Genomic DNA, 21,365 nt, shown 5'->3' with positions numbered 1-21,365 from the left:
CCGTGGCCGCGCGGCAGGCGTCGAGCCGATCGCGCAGCCGCTGCTCCGCGGCCAGCAGGCGATCGGGCGTGCGCAGCGCGAGCATCACTTCGACGCGCAGGTTTTCCACGTCGTGTATCAGCGCGTGAAAGGGCTGTTCGTGGCGCGCGCTGTGGCTCATGCGCAGGCGCAGCTCGGGTGCAAAGCCGGTCGAAAGGATCTGACCGGCGCAATAGGTGATCGCGCTGAGCAGCGTCTGCTGCCAGTACGAAGGGCCATCCTGCTGCGACGACACCAGCACGCGCAGGCGCGCCAGCAGTTCGCCGTCGAGCGCATTGAGCCAGCGCGCGTCGAACTCCTCGGGCAGCGCGAGCATGAACAGCTCGGAGGCGTCTATGGTCTCGGGGCTTGCCGGCAGCAGCTTGTAGCGCAGTCGCTCGTTCATTTCGCTGGCCAGCGCGGTGCGCGGCGCGAAGCCGAAGTCGGCCAGCAGCGTGGTGATGTCGACGGTTTCAATGAACCGCTCCCACCAGGCCTGCATGCGCGCGCAGGCCGCGGGGTCGGCTTCCAGTGCATCGACGAACTGGCGTACGCGGTCTACGGCCAGATCGACGGAAGGCGCGGGCGCGCGCACCCAGGCCAGCAGATGGATCAGCCACAGATGGCGTTGGGCGAGGTCGGCCTGCGGATCGAGTTCGAGCAGCAGCAGGGGAAGGTCGTAAGCGGTTCGCTTCATTCAGTGCAATATGCGGTCACTCAGAGGGCGCGAGTTGGCGCCGGAATCGAAGGCTTCGAGCATGAACAGGCGTATCGCCGCGGTGAAGGTTTCGCCTTCATCGGTCACGCACAGGTAGCTGCCGTGCATCGTACCGCTGGACGTGCGCAGCTCGCAGCCGCTGCTGTACTGGAAGGCTTCGCCGGGCTGGAGCAGCGGCTGGTGGCCGATGACGCCCAGGCCCTTGACCTCCTCGGTATGCCCGTTGCTGTCGCTGATGATCCAGTGGCGGGCAATCAACTGCGCGGGCGTTCGGCCCGCGTTGGTGATGGTGATGGTGTAGGCAAAGCGGAACACTCCGGCTTCCGGCGCAGATTGCTCCGGCAGGTATTCGGGCGTTACCTCGATCTGAAAGTCGTTGGTCGGCATGGCGCAATAGTAACTGCGACAATTGACGGATGAGCCGCACCTTCCACATCGCCCCCTCTATTCTGTCCGCCGACTTCTCCCGCCTCGGTGAAGAAGTCCGCAGCGTCATTGCTGCCGGCGCCGACTGGATCCACTTCGACGTGATGGACAATCATTACGTTCCCAACCTGACTTTCGGCCCCATGATCTGTGAGGCTTTGAAGCCCCACGCCAAGACCGCCGAAGGTGTTGCCGTGCCCATCGACGTGCACCTGATGGTGCAGCCCGTCGATTCCCTGGCCCAGGCGTTCGCCCAGGCCGGCGCCGACTACATCAGCTTCCACCCCGACGCATCGACCCATGTGCACCGCAGCGTGCAGGCCATCAAGTCGCATGGCTGCAAGGCCGGCCTGGTGTTCAATCCGGCCGCATCTCTCGACGTGCTCGACTGGATGATCGACGACATCGACCTGATCCTGCTGATGAGCGTCAACCCCGGTTTCGGCGGCCAGAGCTTCATCGACAGCACCTTCCGCAAGATCGAAGACGCGCGCAAGCGCATCGAGGCTTCGGGCAAGGACATACGCCTTGAAGTCGACGGCGGCATCAAGGGCGACAACATCCGCCGCGTCGCCGACGCCGGTGCCGACACCTTCGTCGCCGGCAGCGCGATCTTCGGCAAGCCCGACTACCGCGCCGTGATCGACGGCATGCGCGAAAAATTAAGCACCCCCTGAGCGACTTCGTCGCTTCCCCCTCTCAACCTTCGGTGGAGGGGGACGGCAGCCTCGGTGCGGGGCGGCCCTTCCTCGCTGCCCCAATGCTGGGGCACGCCAGTTTCGCAGGCGGCGCCCTCGACTGGCGATAGTCATCCGCCATTTTTTGAGCTTGCCATGCTTTTGCCCCATCCCTCGCTTCGCTCCTTCAACTTCGACGCCGCCATCGTGGATCTGGACGGCACCATGGTCGATACGCTGGGCGACTTCAGCGCCGCGCTCAACGGCATGCTGGCCGATCTTCAGCTGCCGGCGGTCGCGCCCGCGGCCATCGAAGCCATGGTGGGCAAGGGCTCGGAGCATCTGATTCGCAGCGTGCTGGCGCATGTCGGCGCTGCCGACATCGAAGCCGTCTATCCCCAGGCCTGGGAGCGTTACCAGCACCATTACCTGGCGATCAACGGCCAGTACGCCGAGGTGTATGCGGGCGTGCGCGAAGGTCTCGAGGCCTTGCGCGCCCAGGGCCTGCGCCTGGCCTGCCTGACCAACAAGCCGCTGTCGTTCGCCCAGCCGCTGCTCGCGGCCAAGGGGCTCGACGGTCTGTTCGAGCATGTGTTCGGCGGCGACTCGTTCGAGCGCAAGAAGCCCGACCCGCTGCCGCTGATCAAGACCTGCGAAGCGCTGGGCAGCGCGCCCCGGCACACGCTGATGATCGGCGACTCGAGCAACGACGCCAAGGCCGCGCGCGCCGCGGGCTGCCCGGTGGTGCTGGTCAGCTATGGCTACAACCATGGCGAGCCGGTGCGCGACGTCGATGCCGAGGCCTGCATCGACAGCCTGCAGGAATTGACGGTCGTTCCCACGTTGTTGAGCGCTTGAAGCCCTGGCACCGGCGCGGGTTTGCTACACTTTGCCCCATGTTCATTCACCGCACGTTCATTGCAGGTCTCAAAGACCGGGGAGCCTGGCCCTGGCGCAAGCCTACGCACTTGAACGCTTGATGGCACCTGGGGCACGTCCCAGCGTGCACCCGTGGCCCTCGACGGGCCGTTAGATTGAACTGCGGTACGCGCTGTATTTCCCGAACGGAAACCGCCTGCCGCCCCGAGCTGGGAGCTCTTTCTGTGATCACAGAACTCGAATTCAAAAGCCTTAGCGCGCAAGGCTTCAACCGCATTCCCTTGATGGTCGAGGCCTTTGCCGACCTCGAAACCCCGCTGTCGCTGTACCTCAAGCTGGCCCATGCCCAGGGCGATGGCAAGTACAGCTTCTTGCTCGAATCCGTCGTCGGCGGCGAGCGTTTCGGTCGCTACAGCTTCATCGGCCTGCCCGCGCGCAGCCTGCTGCGCTCCAGCGGCTTTGGCGCCGACGCCAAAACGGAAGTCGTGACCGATGGCCAGGTGGTCGAAACGCACGAAGGCAATCCGCTGGACTTCATCGCCGCCTACCAGCAGCGTTTCAAGGTCGCGCTGACGCCCGGCATGCCGCGCTTTTGCGGCGGCCTGGCCGGCTACTTCGGCTACGACGCGGTGCGCTATGTCGAGAAGAAGCTCGAGAAGTCGTGCCCGCCCGACGACCTGGGCTGTCCCGACATCCTGCTGCTGCAATGCGAGGAAGTCGCGGTCATCGACAACCTGTCGGGCAAGCTGTACCTGATCGTCTACGCCGACCCATCGCAGTCGGAAGCCTATTCGCGCGGCAAGAAGCGCCTGCGCGCGCTCAAGGAGCAGTTGCGCTATTCGGTCAGCGCGCCCCAGCTCAAGGCCAGCGAAAGCCATCCCGCGCAGCGCAGCTTCGCCAAGGCGGATTACATCGCCGCGGTCGAGCAGGCCAAGGAGATGATCGCCGCGGGCGACTTCATGCAGGTGCAGGTCGGCCAGCGCATCCACAAGCGCTACACGCAAAGCCCGCTGAGCCTGTACCGCGCGCTGCGCTCGCTCAACCCCAGCCCCTACATGTACTACTACCACTTCGGAGATTTCCATGTGGTGGGGGCGAGTCCGGAAATCCTGGTGCGCCAGGAAAAGACGCCCGAAGGCCAGAAGATCACCATCCGTCCGCTGGCCGGAACGCGCCCACGCGGCGCCACGCCCGAGGCCGACAAGGCGACGGAAATCGAGCTGATCAACGACCCCAAGGAACGCGCCGAACATGTGATGCTGATCGACCTGGCGCGCAACGACATCGGCCGCATCGCGCGCACCGGCAGCGTCAAGGTCACCGAAGCTTTCGCGGTGGAACGCTACAGCCATGTGATGCACATCGTGAGCAATGTCGAAGGCCTGCTCAACGACGGCATGACCAGCATGGACGTGCTCAAGGCGACCTTCCCCGCGGGCACGCTGACCGGCGCGCCCAAGGTGCACGCGATGGAAGTCATCGACCAGCTTGAGCCCGTCAAGCGCGGCATCTACGGCGGCGCCTGCGGCTATCTGAGCTTCGCGGGCGACATGGACGTGGCGATCGCGATTCGCACCGGCGTGATCAAGGACGGCATGCTCTATGTGCAGGCCGCGGCCGGCGTCGTCGCCGACTCGGTGCCCGAGATGGAATGGCGCGAAACGGAACACAAGGCGCGGGCGCTGCTGCGCGCCGCTGAATTGGTAGAGGAAGGACTGGAATGAGCCGCGCAATCGACAAAGTGCCCCACTGCACGAACATGGCTGAAGTGCGCCAGGGCGTGAACGCTCTCGACGACATCCTCGTGCCGCTGCTGGTGCAGCGCAGCGGCTTCATGACCCAGGCGGCGCGCGTGAAGAACGACGCGCAGCTGGTGCGCGACGAAGCGCGCATCGCGGCCATCGTGGAGCGCGTGCGCGCCCAGGCCACGGCCGAAGGCGGCAGCCCCGAACTGATCGAACAGGTCTACCGCGCGATGATGGAGCTGTTCATCGCCTACGAACACCAGGAACTCGCGCGCCTGCGCGCCGCGGGCCTGGCCCCTCAGGCTGACAAGGAGTGATGCCATGAAACTCCTGATGATCGACAACTACGACAGCTTCACCTACAACATCGTCCAGTACTTCGGCGAACTCGGTGCCGAGGTCAGCGTGGTGCGCAACGACGAAATCACGCTCGAGGAATTGGCCGCGCGCATGCAGGCCGAAGGCACCGAGCGCCTCGTTGTCTCGCCCGGCCCCTGCTCGCCGGCCGAAGCCGGCATTTCGGTCGCGGCCATCAAGCACTTCGCCGGCAAGCTGCCCATCCTGGGCGTGTGCCTGGGCCACCAGAGCATTGGCGCGGCGTTCGACGGGCGCATCATCCGCGCCCAGCAGCAGATGCACGGCAAGACCAGCGTGATCACCACCACGCAGTCGGGCGTGTTCGCCGATCTGCCGCGGCAGTTCACCGTCAACCGCTACCACTCGCTGGTGATCGAGCGCGCAAGCCTGCCCGATGTGCTGGAGATCACCGCGACCAGCGAAGACGGCGAGATCCAGGGCGTGCGCCACCGCGAACTGGCCATTCAGGGCGTGCAATTCCACCCCGAAAGCATATTGACCGAGCATGGCCACGCGATGCTGCGCAACTTCCTGGAACAAAAGGCCTGAGACCCGGCATGAAACAGATCACTCCCCAGGCTGCGCTGCAGCGCACCATCGAACACCGCGAAATCTTCCATGACGAAATGCTGCACCTGATGCGCATGATCATGGGCGGCGAAATGTCGCCGCTGATGACCGCGGCCATCCTCACGGGCCTGCGCGTGAAGAAGGAAACCATTGGCGAAATCACGGCCGCCGCGCAGGTCATGCGCGAGTTCTCGCTGCGCGTGCAGGTGGCCGACACCAACCATCTGGTCGACATTGTCGGCACGGGCGGCGACGGCGCCAACACCTTCAACATCTCCACCTGCTCGATGTTCGTCATTGCCGCGGCCGGCGGCAAGGTGAGCAAGCATGGCGGGCGCAGCGTCTCGAGCAAGAGCGGCAGCGCCGACGCGATGGAAGCGCTGGGCGTCAACCTGAACCTGTCGGCCGAAGCGATTGCCGAGTGCATCGCCGATGTGGGCATAGGCTTCATGTTCGCTCCCAACCACCATCCGGCGATGAAGAACGTCGCCGCGGTGCGCAAGGAACTGGGCGTGCGCACGCTGTTCAACATCCTGGGCCCGCTGACCAACCCGGCAAGCGCGCCCAACATCCTGATGGGCGTGTTCCACGAAGACCTCGTGGGCATCCAGGTGCGCGCACTGCAGCGCCTGGGCGCCGAACACGCGCTTGTGGTCTACGGCCGCGACGGGCTGGACGAAATCAGCCTGGGCGCGAGCACGCTGGTCGGCGAGCTCAAGGACGGCGCGGTGCACGAGTACGAAATCCACCCCGAAGACTTCGGCCTGCAGATGGCCAGCACGCGCTCGCTGCGCGTCGAGAACCCCGAGGAGTCGATGGCCATGCTGCGCGGCGTGCTGCAAGGTGCCAAGGGCCCGGCGCGCGATATCGTGTGCCTCAATGCCGGCGCGGCGCTGTACGCGGCGAACGTGGTGCCCAGCATCGCCGAAGGCCTGCTGCGCGCTCAGCAGGTGATCGACAGCGGCGCGGCACTGGCCAAGCTGCAGCAACTGATCGCCAAGTCGCAGGCGCTGTCGAGCGCCCGCGCTGTTTGAATTTCTCCCCCGATACCGAAAGCTTCCCATGTCCGACATCCTCAACAAGATCGTGGCGGTCAAGCGCGAAGAACTCGCCGCTGCCCGCAAACGCATGCCGCTGGCCGACATGCGCCGCGATGCCGAAAGCCGCGTGCTCACGCGTGATTTCGAAGGCGCGCTGCGCGCGAAGATCGCCAAGGGCCATGCGGCCGTGATCGCCGAAGTCAAGAAAGCCAGCCCGTCCAAGGGCGTGATACGCGCCGACTTCATTCCCGCCGACATCGCGCAAAGCTATGCCGACGGCGACGGCAAGGTGAGCGCGGCCTGCCTCTCGGTGCTGACCGACAAGCAGTTCTTCCAGGGCAGCGTCGACTACCTGAAGCAGGCGCGCGCAAGCTGCCTGCTGCCGGTGCTGCGCAAGGATTTCCTGATCGACCCCTACCAGGTCTATGAGTCGCGCGCCATGGGCGCCGACTGCATCTTGCTGATCGCGGCCTGCCTCGACGACGCGCAAATGGCCGAGATGGAAGCCGTGGCGCGCAGCCTCGACATGGCGGTGCTGGTCGAAGTGCACGATGCGGCCGAACTCGAGCGCGCGCTGCGCCTCAAGACCGCGCTGCTGGGCATCAACAACCGCAACCTGCGCACCTTCGAAGTGAGCCTGCAGACCACGCTGGAGCTGCAAAAGCAGGTGCCGGCCGACAAGCTGCTGGTCACCGAATCGGGCATTCTGACGCCCGCCGACGTGAAGACGCTGCGCGACGCGGGCGTCAACGCCTTCCTGGTCGGCGAAGCGTTCATGCGCGCCGATGACCCCGGCCTGGCGCTCGCCAAGCTGTTCTCCTGAAACCGCGCAACTACATGCAGCAACCGTTCGACACTCTTGTGCCCGACGCCGCGACCCAGTTGCAGACCGCGAACCCGGCCGACTGGCCCGTGGCCGCGGGCTGGCAGCCGCTGGTCGACGGCTTTTTCGCGAGCGCCGGCGGCCAGCAACTGCTGGCGTTCCTGCAGGCGCGGCTCGACGCGGGCGCGGCGATCTTTCCGCCCCAGCCGCTGCGCGCGCTCGAACTCACGCCGCCCGAAGCGGTGCGCGTGGTGATTCTGGGCCAGGACCCGTACCACGGCCGCGGCCAGGCCGAAGGCCTGGCGTTCTCGGTCGCGTCCGGCGTGCGCCTGCCGCCGTCGCTGCGCAACATCTTCAAGGAGATGCAGCGCGACCTGGGCACGCCCATTCCGGCCTTTCCCGTGCCAGGCGGCAGCCTGACCAACTGGGCCACGCATGGCGTGCTGCTGCTCAACACCTGCCTCACGGTGGAAGAGGGCCAGGCCGCAAGCCACAGCAAGCGCGGCTGGGAAGCCCTGACCGACGCCGTGATCCGCCATGTGGCCGAAGGCCCGCATCCCGTGGTGTTCATGCTCTGGGGCAGCCATGCGCAGTCGAAGCAGGCCTGGATTCCCACGGACCGCGGCCATCTGGTGCTGACCAGCAATCACCCCTCGCCGCTGTCGGCGCTGCGCCCGCCCGTGCCGTTCATAGGCAACGGGCATTTCGGTCAGGCGCGCGCGTTTCGCGAAGCGCGCGGCGTGAACGGGGCCTTGGGTTCAGCGTGACTCTCTCATGCTGAGCCAGATGCTGGCCATGCCGCACAGCACCACGCCGCACATTCCCAGCAGCGACAGCGGGTCGGGCACCTGGCCGAAGAACAGCCAACCCATGGCCATGGCGAAGCCGATCTGGCTGTAGAGAAACGGCGAGATCGTCGCCGGCGTGGCGACGCGGTAGGCCTGCAGCAGCAGCAGGTGGCCCACGCCGCTGCACACGCCCATCACCAGCACCGCGCCCCAGAGCTGCCAGCTGGTCACGCTTTGCCAGAACAAGGGCAGCAGCGGGGCCGTGAGCAGCAGCGGCAGCCAGGTGGTGTAGAGCTGGGTGGTCGCGGGCTCATCGAGGCGCGCGAGCCGGCTGCCCAGCAGCTGGTAGCCGGTGCCGCACAGCAGCAGCGCCATGGGCAGCAGACTGCGCCAGCCCAGCGGCTGGTCGGTGCTTTCGGGGCGCACGATCAGGATCACGCAGGCCAGGCCTATCAGCAGCAGCACCAGGCGCATGCCGCTGATGCGCTCTCTGAACAGCCAGGCCGAGGCGACGACGATCAGCAGCGGGCTCGCGGACCAGATCGCGGTGAAGTTGCCCAGCGGCATGCTCTGGATGCAGAAAAAGGCGATGCAGGTGGTCGCCATGCCAAAGGCCGAACGGCTGAGCTGAAAGCGCGGGTGCTGGGTGCGCAATATCGTCCAGCCGTAGCGCGGCAGCACCAGCGCTGTCGTCACCAGCGCCTGGGCCAGATAGCGCAGCCAGACCACCAGCAGCATGGGCAGGGCCTGGCCGCTGAACTTGGTCGCGCTGTCGAGCAGCGCGAACAGCGCGCAGGCGCATACCGTCAAGCCTATGCCCGTCAGCGCGGCGCGCACGGATGGGGACAGTCCCGCAAACCAGGAGGACATCGCGCCCACCCTCTCTTTTTTTGAATGAATCGGCCGCGATTGCGGCTGGATATGAATTTGCGCGGCCGGATGGACCGCGCAGACAAATCATTCTAGGCCCTGTGGCGTGCGCGTTTACCCGAGCGCAGACATGGCGTGTCGCGGATGGCGCAGCAGCCATGCGGGCAACCGTGGAAAAACCATGCGTATACGGATTAACCCTGAGCTTCTGGTAGGATGCAAAATGATAATTGTTCGCAAATGGAGTGCTCGCCGTGCACCGGTGCAGCGCAGACCCTGCGGATGTTTTTTGCCGTTATCGTGTGGAAGGATTGGGGTTTATGACGTTTTCCGTGACGCGCCGTCAGGCGATGGGCCGCCTGGGTCAATGGGGTGTGGTGTTGAGCATGGCCGGTGGCACTGCCGCTGGCTGGGCGGCGCAGACCGTCACCGTCAAGGACAGTTCGGGCGAAGTCAGCCTGCCCCTCAAGCCCAAGACCGTGCTGGTGCTCGATCTGTCGGCGCTGGACATCATCCAGGCGCTGGGCGGCAACGTTCAAGGCATTCCCAGCACCAACCTGCCGCCGCTGCTCGCTGCCTATTCCGACAATGCCAAGTACCCGCATATCGGCAGCCTGTTCGAGCCCGACTATGAAAAGATCAATGCGCTCAAGCCCGATCTGATCATTGCCGGCAACCGTTCGGAGCCCAAGCTCGAGGCGCTGCGCAAGTTCGCCCCCGTGCTCGACGTCACGCTCGACAACCAGAAGCAGCTCGAAGAGGTCTACCGCAACATCCGCGCGATCGCCGCGGTCTACGGCCTGGCCGAAAAGGGCGAAGCCGAGATCAAGACCATCGAGCAGGAAATCGCGGGTCTGCGCACCCAGGCCGCCAAGCAGGGCCCGGGCCTGTTCCTGATGACCAACGGCGGCAAGCTCAGCGTCTATGGTCCGGGTTCGCGCTTCGACATGCTCTACACCGTGTTCGGCATGAAGCCGCTGCCGCAGAAGATCGAAGTCTCCAAGCATGGCCAGGCCGTGTCCTTCGAATACCTGCTCAAGGCCAATCCCGAATGGCTGTTCGTGCTCGACCGCGACGCCGCGATTGGCCGCGAAGGCCAAGCCGCGCAGAAGCTGCTCGACAACAAGCTGGTGCAGGCGACCAAGGCCTGGCGCAGCAAGCAGGTGGTCTACCTGAACGCCGCCAACTGGTATCTGCTGTCCAACGCCAGCCCCGGCGCCCTGAGAACCAATATCCAGCAACTGTCGGATGCCTTCGCGCGCAAGTAAGACCCCCGCCTTCGTTGCGGCATGGTCCGGGGCCCTGGTGGCCCTTTTTGCATTGGCGCTGTGGAGCCTGTCGGTGGGCGTGAGCGACGTGTCGTGGAACACGCTGTGGTCCTCGAACGAGGACGACATGGTCGCGCAGGTGCTGCTCTACAGCCGCGTGCCGCGCACGCTGGCGCTGATTCTCGCGGGCTCGTCGATGGCGGTCGCAGGCCTGCTGATGCAGATGCTCGCGCGCAACCATTTCGTCGAGCCCTCCACGGTGGGCACGGTCGAATCGGCGACGCTGGGCATGCTGATGATGGCGCTGTGGGCGCCCGACTGGTCGGTCTGGGCCAAGATGGGCGTCTCGGCGCTGATGGCGCTGGCCGGCACGGCGCTGTTCCTCGCGGTGCTGTCGCGCGTGAAGCTGCGTTCGGCCTGGATCGTGCCGCTGGTCGGCCTGGTGCTGGCCGGCGTGATCGATGCCGGTGCGATGTTCTTCGCCTATCAGCATGACCTGATTCAGTCGCTGCGCGCCTGGTCCAACGGCGATTTCTCGGTGGTCATCGACGGCCGCTACGAAATGCTGTGGCTGTCGCTGGGCGTGACGCTGCTGGCCTGTCTGGCGGCCGACCGTTTCACGGTCGCGGGCCTGGGCGAGTCGTTCGCCACCAATCTCGGACTCAATTACAAGCGACTGGTCTGGCAGGGCCTGGTGGTCGTGGCCGTGGTCACGGCCTGCGTGGTCGTGACCGTGGGCAGCATTCCCTTCGTCGGGCTGATCGTTCCCAATGTCGTGCGCCTGATCGTCGGCGACAACGTGCGCCGCAGCGTGCTGTGGGTCGCGATCGCGGGCGCGGGGCTCACGCTGCTGTGCGATCTGGTGGGGCGGCTGGTGATCGCGCCCTATGAAATTCCCGTGGGTACGGTGATGGGCGTGGTCGGCAGCGCGCTGTTCCTGGTGCTGATCGTGCGCCGCCGTCAACGTGCAGGCTGAAATGGAAAACACTTTGCAAACCGCCGCGCCGCGCGCGCTGTCCTGGGCCGAGCGCTGGCGCCAGCCGCGCACGCGGCTGAACCTGCTGGCGCTGCTTGCCGTGCTGGCCTGCCTGGCGTTCATGACCGTGGGCGTGCAGACCGACTGGACGTTCGTGCTCGAGCACCGCGGCATCAAGCTGCTGACGATGCTGGTCGTGGCCGGCGCGATCGGCATGTCGACCGTGGTCTTCCAGACCATCACCCACAACACCATTCTCACGCCGTCGGTGATGGGGCTGGACGCGCTGTACCTGTTCCTGCAGGCGGTGCTGGTGCTGCTGCTGGGCGCATCGGGCGTCATTGCCTGGGGCGTGCTGCCCAAGTACCTGCTCGAGATCGTGCTGATGGTGTTCTTCAGCGTGCTGCTGATGCGCTGGCTGTTCACCGGCCAGGCCAGCAGCCTGCACCTGATGCTGTTGGTGGGCATGGTCGGCGGCATCTTCTTTCGCAGCCTGACCAGCTTCGCGATGCGCATGATCGATCCCAACGAGTTCGCGACGCTGCAGGACCGGATGTTCGCCAACTTCAACTCGATCCAGGTGCAGCTGCTGTGGCCTTCGCTGGCGTTGATGCTGCTGGGCGCGGGCTGGATCTGGCGCCAGCGCCATGTGCTCGACGTGCTGGCGCTGGGCCGCGACGTCGCCGTGAACCTCGGCGTGGACTACCAGCGCCAGGTGCTGCAGCTGCTGGTGGTGATGGCCTGCCTGGTCGCGGTGTCGACGGCGCTGGTCGGCCCGGTGACGTTCTTCGGTCTGCTGGTGAGCAACATGGCCTACCAGTGGATGGGAACGCGCCGCCACAACTGGGTGCTGCCCGCGGCCGTGCTGTGGGGCTGCGTGCTGCTGCTGGGCGGCCAGGTGATTCTCGAGCAGGTGTTCGCGTTCAACACCTCGCTGTCCATCGTCGTCGAGTTCCTCGGCGGCGTGGTGTTCATTTATTTGTTGATGCGCAAGGGCAAGACATGATCGACGCACGCGATGTGGTCAAGCGCCACGGCAGCACCACGGTGCTGAACGCGGTTTCGCTGCAGATTCCGAAGCAGCAGTTCACGGCCATCATCGGCCCCAACGGCGCGGGCAAGTCGACGCTGCTGTCGCTGGTCAGCCGGCTGATGCCCCTGAGCGGCGGCGCGGTGAGCGTCGACGGCCTCGATGTCGCGACCACGGCCAGCGACGCGCTGTCGCGCGTGCTGGCCATCCTGCGCCAGGACAACCAGTCGGCGCTGCGCCTCACGGTGCGCGATCTCGTGGGGTTCGGGCGCTTTCCGCACAGCAAGGGCCGGCTCACGCCCGAAGACCTGCGCCATGTCGAGGACGCGCTCGAATACCTGCAGCTGCAGCCGCTGGCCGAGCGCTTTCTCGACGAACTTTCGGGCGGCCAGCGCCAGCGTGCCTACATCGCCATGGTGCTGTGCCAGGACACGCCCTACATGCTGCTCGACGAGCCGCTCAACAACCTCGACATGGCGCATGCCGTGGCGATGATGAAGCTGCTGCGCCGCGCGGTCGACGAGCGCGGCAAGACCGTGGTCGTGGTGCTGCACGACATCAACTTCGCGGCCTGCTACGCAGACCACATCATCGCCATGAAGGACGGCGCCGTGGCCCACGAAGGCCCGCCGCAGCAGGTGGTGCAGGACGAAGTGCTGTCGGCGCTTTACGGCATCGAAGTCACGGTGCACGAGGTCAAGGGCCAGCGGCTCTGTCACTACTTCGCCTGAACCTGCCCAAAGGCCTTTCCAAGCCCAGCGCAGTCTCAGCGCTGGCGCTCCAGCAGCATGGAGTCGCCGTAGCTGAAGAAGCGGTAGTGGTGGGCGATCGCCTGCTGGTACAGCGACATCACCTGCTCGTAGCCGGCCAGTGCGCTGACCAGCATCATCAGCGTGCTCTTGGGCAGGTGGAAGTTGGTGACCAGCATGTCGACGACTTCGAACTGGAAGCCCGGCGTGATGAAGATGTTGGTGTCGCCCTGGATGTTGCCGCTCTTGGCCCAGGACTCGAGCGTGCGCACCGTGGTCGTGCCCACGGCGATCACGCGCCCGCCGCGCTGGCGGCAGCGCTCGAGCGCTGCCAGCGTGGCGAACGGAATGTCGTACCACTCGCTGTGCATCTGGTGCTCGGCGAGGTTCTCGGTCTTGACCGGCTGGAACGTGCCCGCGCCCACATGCAGCGTCACGCTTGCGCGCTCCACGCCGCGCTCGGCCAGGCGGGCCAGCACGGCTTCGTCGAAGTGCAGCGCGGCCGTGGGCGCGGCGACGGCGCCGGGCTTGTTGGCGAACACGGTCTGGTAGCGCTGGCTGTCTTCGGCGGCATCGGGATCGTTGCCTTCGGACTGCTGGCGCTCGATGTAGGGCGGCAGCGGCAGGTGGCCGTGGCGCTCCATCAGTTCGTAAGGCGTCTCGCCCGCGGGGCCCTGCAGTTCGAAGCGGAACAGCGGGCCGTTCTCGTCGGGCCAGCGGCCCAGCAGAAGAGCGTCGAAACCACCGCCGCGCAGACCTCCGCACATGTGGATGCGCGCGCCGGGCAGGGGCTTCTTGCTGACGCGCATGTGCGCAACCACCTGGCCGCCTTCGAGCACGCGCTCGATCAGCAGCTCGAGCTTGCCGCCGCTGGCTTTCTCGCCGAACAGCCGCGCCTTGAGCACGCGCGTGTCGTTGAACACCAGCAGATCGCCGGCGTTGAGCAGTTCGGGCAGTTCGCGGAAGATCCGGTGCACCGAGGGTGCGGCACGGCCGTCGAGCAGGCGCGAGGCGCTGCGTTCGGGCGTGGGATGCTGGGCAATGAGGGATTCGGGAAGCTCGAAGTCGAAGTCGCTGAGCGTGAAGGCGCGAGGGCTGGAAGACATGCAGTTCTTGAGGGCCGGACAGGGCCCGTTCCAAGGGTCAAAAAAGGAGCTGGAATTGTCGCAAAGAAACGATATGGACGCGGCCCTTGTTGTCTTTGTGACCGGCCGCCGAACGTTCAGGCGGTGGCCGCTTCCTCGCTGGGTGCGCGCCCGCGCCACAGGGATTCAATATCGTCGAACGGCCAGTCATCGGGATTCTCATGCTTGGCGATGCGCTCCTCGCAGGTGATGGCGGCGAGATCGACGACGTACGGCGTGAGCCGCTGCTGCGTCTTGATCGCGTAGAACACCTTGACCCGCGGTGCGAGCAGCGACACTTCCGACGGCTCTATCACCACGGCGAGCAGACTGGAATGCAGCCGCACCAGCGAGCCTACGGGGTACATGCCCACGGTCTGCACGAAAGCCTCGAACAGCTTGTGATCCAGGTGGGTACGGCTCCACTGCGCCATGCGGCGTATGGCCTCGGCCGGCGGCCAGCCGCGCTTGTAAGGGCGGTTGGATGTCACGGCGTCATAGACGTCGCAGATGGCGGTCATGCGTGCCAGCAGCGGAATGCTCTCGCCCGCGAGCTGGTGCGGGTAGCCCGTGCCGTCTATCTTTTCATGGTGGTAGAGGCAGGCGTCGCGCACCGCCGGGTCGATCTCCATCGACTGCAGCATCTGCCAGCCCTTGGCCGCGTGGGTGCGCATGATGGCGAACTCGTAGTCGTCCAGGGGCCCGGGCTTGTTCAGGATCTCGGGGCTGATGCTGGCCTTGCCCAGGTCGTGCAGCAGGCCCGCGAGCGCGGCCTTGCGCACGCTGTGGTCGTCGAGGCCCAGACGCCGGGCCAGTGCCGCCATCAGCGCGCAGACCGCGAGGCAGTGCAGATAGGTGTATTGATCGGCTTCCTTGAGGCGCACCAGGCTGGTCAGCGCGCTCGGGTTGCGCTCTATCGAATCGGTGATGTCCTCGACCAGGCGGTAGACCGGGTGGATGTCTATGCCCTGGGCATCGCGCGCCTGGGTGAACAGCTGGCTGATCGCCGGATGCGCGCGCTGGCACAGGCTCGCGGCGCGCTGCAATTCCTCATCGATGCTGCTGCTGTTCGCACCGTGCGCCGAGCGCGGGCGCTCGGGCCGCGAGGAGCGCGCGTTGGGCGGGTCGATGAAGGTCGCGGTGTCGGGATCGTAGATCAGGCATTCCACTTCGGGCGGCACATCGGAGCCCTTGCGCACGTCGATCCACACCTCCTGGATGGTGCCGCTGCGCAGTTTGGCCAGCTCTTCCGCTGATTTGATCAGGAAACGGCTGCGCCAGAACGGGTGCGCGAGCCAGGAGCCGCAGAATTCGTGCAGATACATGCCCTGCGAGAGGTGCTGGACATTGAGGCGCTTGAGCATGGGAGCGGGGCGTGAAAGGTAACCTGACGAAATGTGGACCGGAGCATGGTAGCCTTTTTACTCAGGCTGTCGTGCCGTGCTGCCGTGCTGCGGTGCGCGGTTTGCGCGCAAGCGATCCCCTATTGTGCCTTTTCCATATGACCCAGATTACCAGCCGTTGATGCCTGCCCCGTCTTCCTCCCCGTCCAAAGCCTCCGCCAACAGTGCACAAAAAGCACTGCTCAAGCTGGGGCTGACGCGTGACATCGATCTGGCGCTGCATTTGCCGCTGCGCTATGAGGATGAAACGCGGATCACGCCGCTGCGCAATGCCCGCGACGGCTCCACGGTGCAGATCGAGGCCACGGTGATTTCCAGTGAAGTGCAGTTGCGCCCGCGCCGCCAGCTGGTGGTGCATGTCGAGGACGACACAGGCAGCTGCGAGCTGCGCTTCTTCAGTTTTTACCCTTCGCACCAGAAGACGTTGTCCGTGGGCGCGCAGCTGCGCATTCGCGGCGAGATCAAGGGCGGGTTCTGGGGGCGGCAGATGATGCACCCGGCGTTTCGCCTGGCGGGCGGCGAATTGCCGGCTGCGCTGACGCCCATTTACCCCACGGTCGCGGGTCTGCCTCAGCCTTATCTGCGCCGCGCGATCGCCAGCGCACTGCAGCGTGCCGACCTGAGCGACACCTTGCCGCCGCAGGCCGCGCCGCCCGTGCACCAGACGTTTGGTGCCGGCGGGCTGCAGCCGCTGTTCAGCCTGCGCGACGCACTCAGATTCCTGCACAACCCCACGCCCGACGTGGCGCTGGCCACGCTCGAAGACCACAGCCACCCGGCCTGGCAACGCCTCAAGGCCGAGGAGCTGCTGGCCCAGCAGCTGTCGCAATACCAGTCCAAGCGCGAACGCGCGCGGCTGCGCGCGCCGTCGCTGACGCTGCCGTCGGGCCTGCCGGGCGAAGTGCCGCTCGACACCCAGTTTCTGGCCCAGCTGCCGTTCGGCCTGACGCGCGCCCAGCAGCGCGTGTGCGCCGAGATTGCGGCCGACATGGCGCGGCCCGTGCCCATGCACCGGCTGCTGCAGGGCGATGTGGGATCGGGCAAGACCGTGGTCGCGGCGCTGTCGGCCGTGACCTGCATTGCCGCGGGCTGGCAGTGCGCGCTGATGGCGCCCACCGAAATCCTCGCCGAGCAGCATTTCGGCAAGCTGGTCGGCTGGCTGGAAAAAATTCTCGAGCCGCTGGGCAAGAAAGTCGCCTGGCTCGCGGGTGCGCAGAAAAAGAAGCAGCGCACGGCGATGCTCGAACTCGTGGCCAGCGGCGAAGCCGCGCTGGTGGTCGGCACGCATGCGGTGATCCAGGAGCAGGTGCAGTTCCACAACCTCGCGCTCGCGGTGATCGACGAGCAGCACCGCTTCGGCGTCGCCCAGCGCCTGGCCTTGCGGCAAAAGCTCGCCCACACCGGGCTGGAGCCGCACATGCTGATGATGAGCGCCACGCCCATTCCGCGCACGCTGGCCATGAGCTACTACGCCGACCTCGACGTCTCGACCATCGACGAACTGCCGCCGGGGCGCACGCCCATCGTCACCAAACTGATTGCCGACAGCCGGCGCGATGAAGTCATAGAGCGCATCGCGGCGCAGGTGGCTTCGGGCCGGCAGGTCTATTGGGTCTGCCCGCTGATCGAAGAGAGCGAAGCCCTCGACCTGTCGAACGCCACCGCGACCCATATGGATCTGAGCGACGCGCTGCCCGGCGTGATGGTCGGCCTGCTGCATTCGCGCATGCCCACGGCCGAGAAAAAGGCGGTGATGGAACTGTTCACCGCAGGCGTGATGGGGGTGCTGGTCAGCACCACGGTGATCGAGGTCGGTGTCGACGTGCCCAATGCCTCGCTGATGGTGATCGAGCATTCCGAACGGTTTGGCCTGAGCCAGTTGCACCAGTTGCGCGGGCGCGTGGGCCGTGGCGCGGCGGCTTCGGCCTGCGTGCTGCTGTATGCCGTGGGCGACAACGGCAAGCTCGGCGAAACGGCCAAGGAGCGGCTGCGCGCGATGGCCGAAACCAATGACGGCTTTGAAATCGCGCGCCGCGATCTGGAAATTCGCGGTCCGGGCGAGTTCCTGGGAGCGCGCCAATCGGGTGCGGCGATGCTGCGCTTTGCCGATCTGGCCACCGATACCGACTTGCTGGAATGGGCGCGCGAGTGCGCGCCAGAGATGCTGGACCGCTTTCCTCAGCTTGCCGAACGCCATGTTGCGCGCTGGTTAGGTGGCAAAGCCGAGTTTCTCAAGGCATGATATGTAACCTTCGAAATAGCAGACTTGGCAACGTCGATATCAGCACTGATGCCAAAGTGCCGCGACAATAGGCGTTCCGCATGGCCCAGGACCCCAATTCATGACCCTCACTGAACTCAAGTACATCGTTGCGGTGGCCCGCGAGAAGCATTTTGGACACGCTGCCGAAGCATGCTACGTGTCGCAACCTACGCTATCCGTGGCCATCAAGAAGCTCGAGGAAGAGCTGGACGTCAAACTTTTCGAGCGCAGCGCGGGCGAAGTCTCGGTCACGCCCCTGGGCGAGGAAATCGTGCGCCAGGCGCAAAGCGTGCTGGAGCAAGCCGCTGCCATCAAGGAAATTGCCAAGCGTGGCAAGGACCCGCTGGCCGGCGCGCTGACGCTGGGTGTCATCTATACGATTGGCCCCTACCTGCTGCCCGAGCTGGTGCGCCATGCGATCCAGCGCACGCCGCAGATGCCGCTGATGCTGCAGGAAAACTACACCGTCAAGCTGCTGGAAATGCTGCGCACCGGTGAAATCGACTGCGCCATCGTTGCCGAGCCTTTCCCCGATACCGGTCTCGCGACTGCGCCGCTGTACGACGAGCCCTTCATGGCCGCCGTGCCCAGCAACCATCCGCTGGCCCAGCAGGATTCGGTCTCGACCATCGAACTCAAGAACGAAACCATGCTGCTGCTGGGTTCGGGCCACTGCTTCCGGGACCATGTGCTCGAAGTCTGCCCCGAATTCGCGCGCTATGCGAGCAATGCCGAAGGCATTCGCCGCACGTTCGAAGGCTCGTCGCTCGAAACCATCAAGCACATGGTCGCCGCGGGCATGGGCGTGACGCTGGTGCCGCGTCTGTCGGTGCCGCGCGACGCGCTCGAAGCCCCGGTGCGCCGCCGCAAGAACGACGAACCGCATATCCGCTACCTGCCTATCCGCACCGAAGACGGCCTGGTCACGCCCAGCCGCCGCGTGGTGCTGGTGTGGCGCCGCAGCTTCACGCGCTACGAAGCGATTGCCGCGCTGCGCAACGCGGTCTACGCCTGCAATCTGCCGGGCGTCGAAAGAATTTCCTGAGCCTGCGGGCATGAGGCTGGGGCCGGCGCGGCCCTGGTCCGTCTTCCTCGCCCCGCGCCCACGGCGCGCGGGTGGCTTTTCCCGGAGCCGGGTCTGCGCTACATTGTGGACGGGGCACCGCGCCCCTGTTTCTGACTTCTACCCGCGCTGGGCGGGTGTTGCGCATGGACCCTATGTCACACATTGCCGTTTCCTCCACCGAGCGCGCTACCGCGCCGCCGCCTGAAGCACCGCGTTCGCGGCTGTCGCTGTACCTCGACCTGATTCGCTGGAACCGCCCCGCGGGCTGGCTGGTGCTGGTCTGGCCCACGCTGGCCGCGCTGTGGGTTGCGGCCGAGGGTTTTCCGGGCTGGCATCTGCTGCTGGTGTTCGTGCTCGGCACGGTGCTGATGCGCAGCGCAGGCTGTTGCATCAACGACATCGCCGATCGCGATTTCGACCGGCATGTGAAGCGCACCACGCAGCGCCCCATCACATCGGGCCAGGTATCGGTCAAGGAAGCCGTGGTGCTGGGCGCCTTTCTGGCGCTGGTCGCGCTGGGCCTGGTGCTGACCACGCGCTGGGAAGCCGTCGCCTGGTCGGTGCCCGCAGTGCTGTTCACCATCCTCTACCCGTTCACCAAGCGTTTCTTCTCCATGCCCCAGGCCTTCCTGGGCATTGCGTTCAATTTCGGCATCGTCATCGCGTTTGCCGCGGTGCTGGGCACGGTCACCGCGACCGGCTGGACGCTGTGGCTGGCCAACATGTTCCTGGTGCTGGCCTACGACACCGAGTACGCGATGGTCGACCGCGACGATGACCTGAAGATCGGCATGAAGACCTCGGCGATCACGCTGGGCCGCTGGGATGTGACCGGCATCATGGCGTTCTTTGCGCTGTCCTGGCTGCTGACGCTGTGGGCGCTGTGGCCTTATCGCCTGGGCTGGCCGCTGGCGCTGGGCATGGGCGCGGCGCTGGCGCAGATCATCTGGCATTTCACGCTGATCCGCGAGCGCACGCGCGCCGGCTGCTTCGTGGCATTCAGCAAGAGCCACTGGATAGGAGCCACGCTGTTCGCGGGCGTGGCACTGGGGTTTGCTTTGCGTTGACAGGCCAGCCGCACGTCGGCACTTGAAAGGACTCGCCATGGGCCAGAACCTGATCGTCATGCGTTTTCCCGCCGCCGACCGCGCCAGCCAGGCGCTCTACGAACTCCAGGCGGCTTCGGCGGCCGGTCGTCTGCAGCTGCTGCAGGCGGCGCTGGTGCAGCGCGATGGCCAGGGCCAGCTGCGCGTGGGCCAGGGCGGGTTGTCCGAAGCCGAAGGCCAGCACCTGCTCGATGCGCTGCTCGACGCCCACGAACTGCTGGGGCAGTCCACCGACGCCGGCATGATTTCGCTGCTGGCCTGCGTGCGCGAGTTCGCCGAACAGGAAGTCGACGGCCTGGCGCAGGAACTGGGCGTGCAGGTGCTGCGCCGCCCACTGCCTGCGTCGGCGGCACGCGCAGCGGCGCAGCGCTGACGCCCGGGGTTTTTGCGCCTGCGGCTGCGCTTCCGGTCCACGGCCTTTACAGTCCGGTGATTCATTGGGAGCGCAATTTTGCAACGCAGACACCTCATGGCCGCAGCCGTTGGCGCCGCGGCCTGTACCGCCGCAGGAGTGGGAATGACCGCATGGAATGATTTTTCCACGGCCGCAGCGCAGGCCGGAATCCAGCAGCTCAAGCCTTCGGCGCGGCTGCCCGTGCTGTTTGTGGGTCATGGCAGCCCGATGAACGCGATCCAGGACACCCATTACCGCCAAAGCTGGCAGGCGCTGGGCGCCGAGCTGCTGCAAAAGCACGCACGCCCGCAGCTGATCGTCTGCATCTCGGCGCATTGGCTCACGCGCGGCGGTTGGTTCCTGACCGGCATGGCCGATCCGCGCACCATCCATGATTTCGGCGGTTTTCTGCAGGAACTGCTCGACCAGCAGTACCCGGCTCCGGGCGCGCCCGTGGTCGCGCGCTCCCTGGCCGCGCAGCTCAGGACGCCGGGCAGCGCGGCGCCGCTGGGCGTCGATGCCGATGAGTGGGGGCTGGACCACGGCACCTGGTCGGTGCTCAAGCCCATGTTCCCCGACGCGGACATCCCCGTGGTGCAGCTGAGCATGGACTACAGCCGGCCGCCGGCCGAGCATTACGCGCTGGGCCTGCAGCTGCGCGCGCTGCGCGAGCAGGGCGTGCTGCTCGTGGGCAGCGGCAACATCGTGCACAACCTGCGCGCCATGCAGCGCTCGGCGGCGCCCAACCAGGCCTATGACTGGGCGATCGAATTCGACCAGCAGATGAAAAGCGTGATCGACGCCCAGGACCTGGCCGCGCTCGCGCGCTTCCAGGCGCTGGGCGCGCTGGCGCAAATGGCCCACCCCTCGCATGAGCATTTCCTGCCGCTGCTCTACGCGGCCGGCGCGGTGCACGCCCAGGAGTCGCCGCGCTATTTCAACGCCGACTACCAGGGCGCGGCCATCGCCATGCGTTCCGTGATCTGGGGCGCATAGCGCAGGGGCGCCCTGAGCGCCGCCGCGCCGCCCCAAGGCGCGAGGGGCCCTCCTGGAGGGGCAGCGAGGCTGCCGTCCC

Annotated in this window: 22 protein-coding genes; 17 read left to right on the top strand and 5 right to left on the bottom strand. The window is 66.1% G+C overall.

What is annotated here, in order from left to right:
- Both KHY18_RS11650 and apaG read right to left on the bottom strand, forming a co-directional pair.
- A partial coding sequence (locus KHY18_RS11650; RefSeq protein ID WP_249729066.1) for a transporter-like protein occupies positions 1 to 715 on the bottom strand: 715 nt, incomplete at its 3' end.
- The gene (gene apaG / locus KHY18_RS11645; protein ID WP_213299661.1) at positions 716 to 1,123 is read right to left on the bottom strand and encodes a Co2+/Mg2+ efflux facilitator ApaG/CorD; all 408 of its coding nucleotides are present in this window, start codon (positions 1,121 to 1,123) and stop codon (positions 716 to 718) included. It lies immediately after the preceding gene.
- A gap of 29 nt (positions 1,124 to 1,152) precedes the next feature.
- Between apaG and rpe the strand changes: the two genes are divergently transcribed.
- From rpe to KHY18_RS11605, 8 genes are all read left to right on the top strand, one after another.
- Positions 1,153 to 1,839 (top strand): ribulose-phosphate 3-epimerase, encoded by a 687-nt coding sequence (gene rpe, locus KHY18_RS11640; protein WP_213299658.1) that lies wholly within the window; start codon positions 1,153 to 1,155, stop codon positions 1,837 to 1,839.
- A gap of 156 nt (positions 1,840 to 1,995) precedes the next feature.
- Positions 1,996 to 2,697: a phosphoglycolate phosphatase gene (locus KHY18_RS11635; RefSeq protein WP_213299655.1), complete on the top strand. Its 702-nt coding sequence runs from the start codon at positions 1,996 to 1,998 to the stop codon at positions 2,695 to 2,697.
- 245 nt (positions 2,698 to 2,942) lie between these two features.
- Positions 2,943 to 4,442, top strand: coding sequence for an anthranilate synthase component I (gene trpE, locus KHY18_RS11630; protein ID WP_213299652.1), 1,500 nt, complete (start codon positions 2,943 to 2,945; stop codon positions 4,440 to 4,442).
- Complete coding sequence (locus KHY18_RS11625; protein ID WP_213299649.1) at positions 4,439 to 4,780, top strand: chorismate mutase; 342 nt, start codon at positions 4,439 to 4,441, stop codon at positions 4,778 to 4,780. Before trpE ends, KHY18_RS11625 begins: the two co-directional genes overlap by 4 nt.
- Positions 4,781 to 4,784: 4 nt before the next feature.
- A complete protein-coding gene (locus KHY18_RS11620; protein ID WP_213299646.1) occupies positions 4,785 to 5,369 on the top strand; it encodes an aminodeoxychorismate/anthranilate synthase component II in 585 nt (194 codons plus the stop codon).
- Positions 5,370 to 5,377: 8 nt separating this feature from the next.
- Positions 5,378 to 6,424: an anthranilate phosphoribosyltransferase gene (gene trpD, locus KHY18_RS11615; protein ID WP_213299643.1), complete on the top strand. Its 1,047-nt coding sequence runs from the start codon at positions 5,378 to 5,380 to the stop codon at positions 6,422 to 6,424.
- A 28-nt stretch (positions 6,425 to 6,452) separates the two neighbouring features.
- Positions 6,453 to 7,253 carry an indole-3-glycerol phosphate synthase TrpC gene (gene trpC, locus KHY18_RS11610; RefSeq protein ID WP_213299640.1) on the top strand — a complete coding sequence of 267 codons (801 nt, stop codon included), beginning with the start codon at positions 6,453 to 6,455 and terminating at the stop codon, positions 7,251 to 7,253.
- Positions 7,254 to 7,267: 14 nt separating this feature from the next.
- Positions 7,268 to 8,020 carry a uracil-DNA glycosylase gene (locus KHY18_RS11605; protein WP_213299637.1) on the top strand — a complete coding sequence of 251 codons (753 nt, stop codon included), beginning with the start codon at positions 7,268 to 7,270 and terminating at the stop codon, positions 8,018 to 8,020.
- Here the strand turns inward: KHY18_RS11605 and KHY18_RS11600 are convergent.
- The gene (locus KHY18_RS11600) at positions 8,012 to 8,911 is read right to left on the bottom strand and encodes a DMT family transporter (RefSeq protein ID WP_213299635.1); all 900 of its coding nucleotides are present in this window, start codon (positions 8,909 to 8,911) and stop codon (positions 8,012 to 8,014) included. The two genes, KHY18_RS11605 and KHY18_RS11600, sit on opposite strands and share 9 nt — an antisense overlap.
- 320 nt (positions 8,912 to 9,231) lie before the next feature.
- Between KHY18_RS11600 and KHY18_RS11595 the strand changes: the two genes are divergently transcribed.
- Genes KHY18_RS11595 through KHY18_RS11580 form a run of 4 tightly spaced genes read left to right on the top strand, consistent with a single transcriptional unit; the run spans position 9,232 to position 12,916 of the window.
- Positions 9,232 to 10,179, top strand: coding sequence for a siderophore ABC transporter substrate-binding protein (locus KHY18_RS11595; RefSeq protein WP_213299632.1), 948 nt, complete (start codon positions 9,232 to 9,234; stop codon positions 10,177 to 10,179).
- Positions 10,160 to 11,155 carry an ABC transporter permease gene (locus tag KHY18_RS11590; RefSeq protein ID WP_213299629.1) on the top strand — a complete coding sequence of 332 codons (996 nt, stop codon included), beginning with the start codon at positions 10,160 to 10,162 and terminating at the stop codon, positions 11,153 to 11,155. The genes KHY18_RS11595 and KHY18_RS11590 overlap by 20 nt, the downstream gene beginning before the upstream one ends.
- Before the next feature lies 1 nt (position 11,156).
- Positions 11,157 to 12,161, top strand: coding sequence for an iron chelate uptake ABC transporter family permease subunit (locus tag KHY18_RS11585; RefSeq protein WP_213299626.1), 1,005 nt, complete (start codon positions 11,157 to 11,159; stop codon positions 12,159 to 12,161).
- The gene (locus tag KHY18_RS11580) at positions 12,158 to 12,916 is read left to right on the top strand and encodes an iron ABC transporter ATP-binding protein (protein WP_213299623.1); all 759 of its coding nucleotides are present in this window, start codon (positions 12,158 to 12,160) and stop codon (positions 12,914 to 12,916) included. Before KHY18_RS11585 ends, KHY18_RS11580 begins: the two co-directional genes overlap by 4 nt.
- Before the next feature lie 35 nt (positions 12,917 to 12,951).
- Here KHY18_RS11580 and queA read toward each other — a convergent pair whose 3' ends face one another.
- Both queA and KHY18_RS11570 read right to left on the bottom strand, forming a co-directional pair.
- Entirely contained in the window at positions 12,952 to 14,040 is a 1,089-nt protein-coding gene (gene queA / locus KHY18_RS11575) for a tRNA preQ1(34) S-adenosylmethionine ribosyltransferase-isomerase QueA (protein WP_213299620.1), read from the bottom strand.
- Positions 14,041 to 14,156: 116 nt separating this feature from the next.
- The gene (locus tag KHY18_RS11570) at positions 14,157 to 15,422 is read right to left on the bottom strand and encodes an HD-GYP domain-containing protein (RefSeq protein ID WP_213299617.1); all 1,266 of its coding nucleotides are present in this window, start codon (positions 15,420 to 15,422) and stop codon (positions 14,157 to 14,159) included.
- A gap of 160 nt (positions 15,423 to 15,582) precedes the next feature.
- Between KHY18_RS11570 and recG the strand changes: the two genes are divergently transcribed.
- The 5 genes from recG to ygiD all read left to right on the top strand — a co-directional run bounded on the left by recG (position 15,583) and on the right by ygiD (position 21,286).
- Complete coding sequence (gene recG / locus KHY18_RS11565; RefSeq protein ID WP_213299614.1) at positions 15,583 to 17,703, top strand: ATP-dependent DNA helicase RecG; 2,121 nt, start codon at positions 15,583 to 15,585, stop codon at positions 17,701 to 17,703.
- 100 nt (positions 17,704 to 17,803) lie between these two features.
- Positions 17,804 to 18,769, top strand: coding sequence for a LysR substrate-binding domain-containing protein (locus KHY18_RS11560; RefSeq protein ID WP_213299610.1), 966 nt, complete (start codon positions 17,804 to 17,806; stop codon positions 18,767 to 18,769).
- Positions 18,770 to 18,942: 173 nt separating this feature from the next.
- A complete protein-coding gene (ubiA, locus tag KHY18_RS11555; protein WP_213299607.1) occupies positions 18,943 to 19,857 on the top strand; it encodes a 4-hydroxybenzoate octaprenyltransferase in 915 nt (304 codons plus the stop codon).
- A 37-nt stretch (positions 19,858 to 19,894) separates the two neighbouring features.
- Positions 19,895 to 20,269, top strand: a complete 375-nt coding sequence (locus KHY18_RS11550; RefSeq protein ID WP_213299604.1) for a hypothetical protein — start codon at positions 19,895 to 19,897, stop codon at positions 20,267 to 20,269.
- Between the two features lie 144 nt (positions 20,270 to 20,413).
- A complete protein-coding gene (gene ygiD / locus KHY18_RS11545; protein ID WP_249729065.1) occupies positions 20,414 to 21,286 on the top strand; it encodes a 4,5-DOPA-extradiol-dioxygenase in 873 nt (290 codons plus the stop codon).
- The last annotated feature ends 79 nt before the right edge of the window (positions 21,287 to 21,365 follow it).

The organism is Acidovorax sp. CCYZU-2555 (genome assembly GCF_018413525.1).
Lineage (GTDB): Bacteria > Pseudomonadota > Gammaproteobacteria > Burkholderiales > Burkholderiaceae_C > Comamonas.
This window is presented reverse-complemented; position numbering and strand designations above follow the sequence as displayed.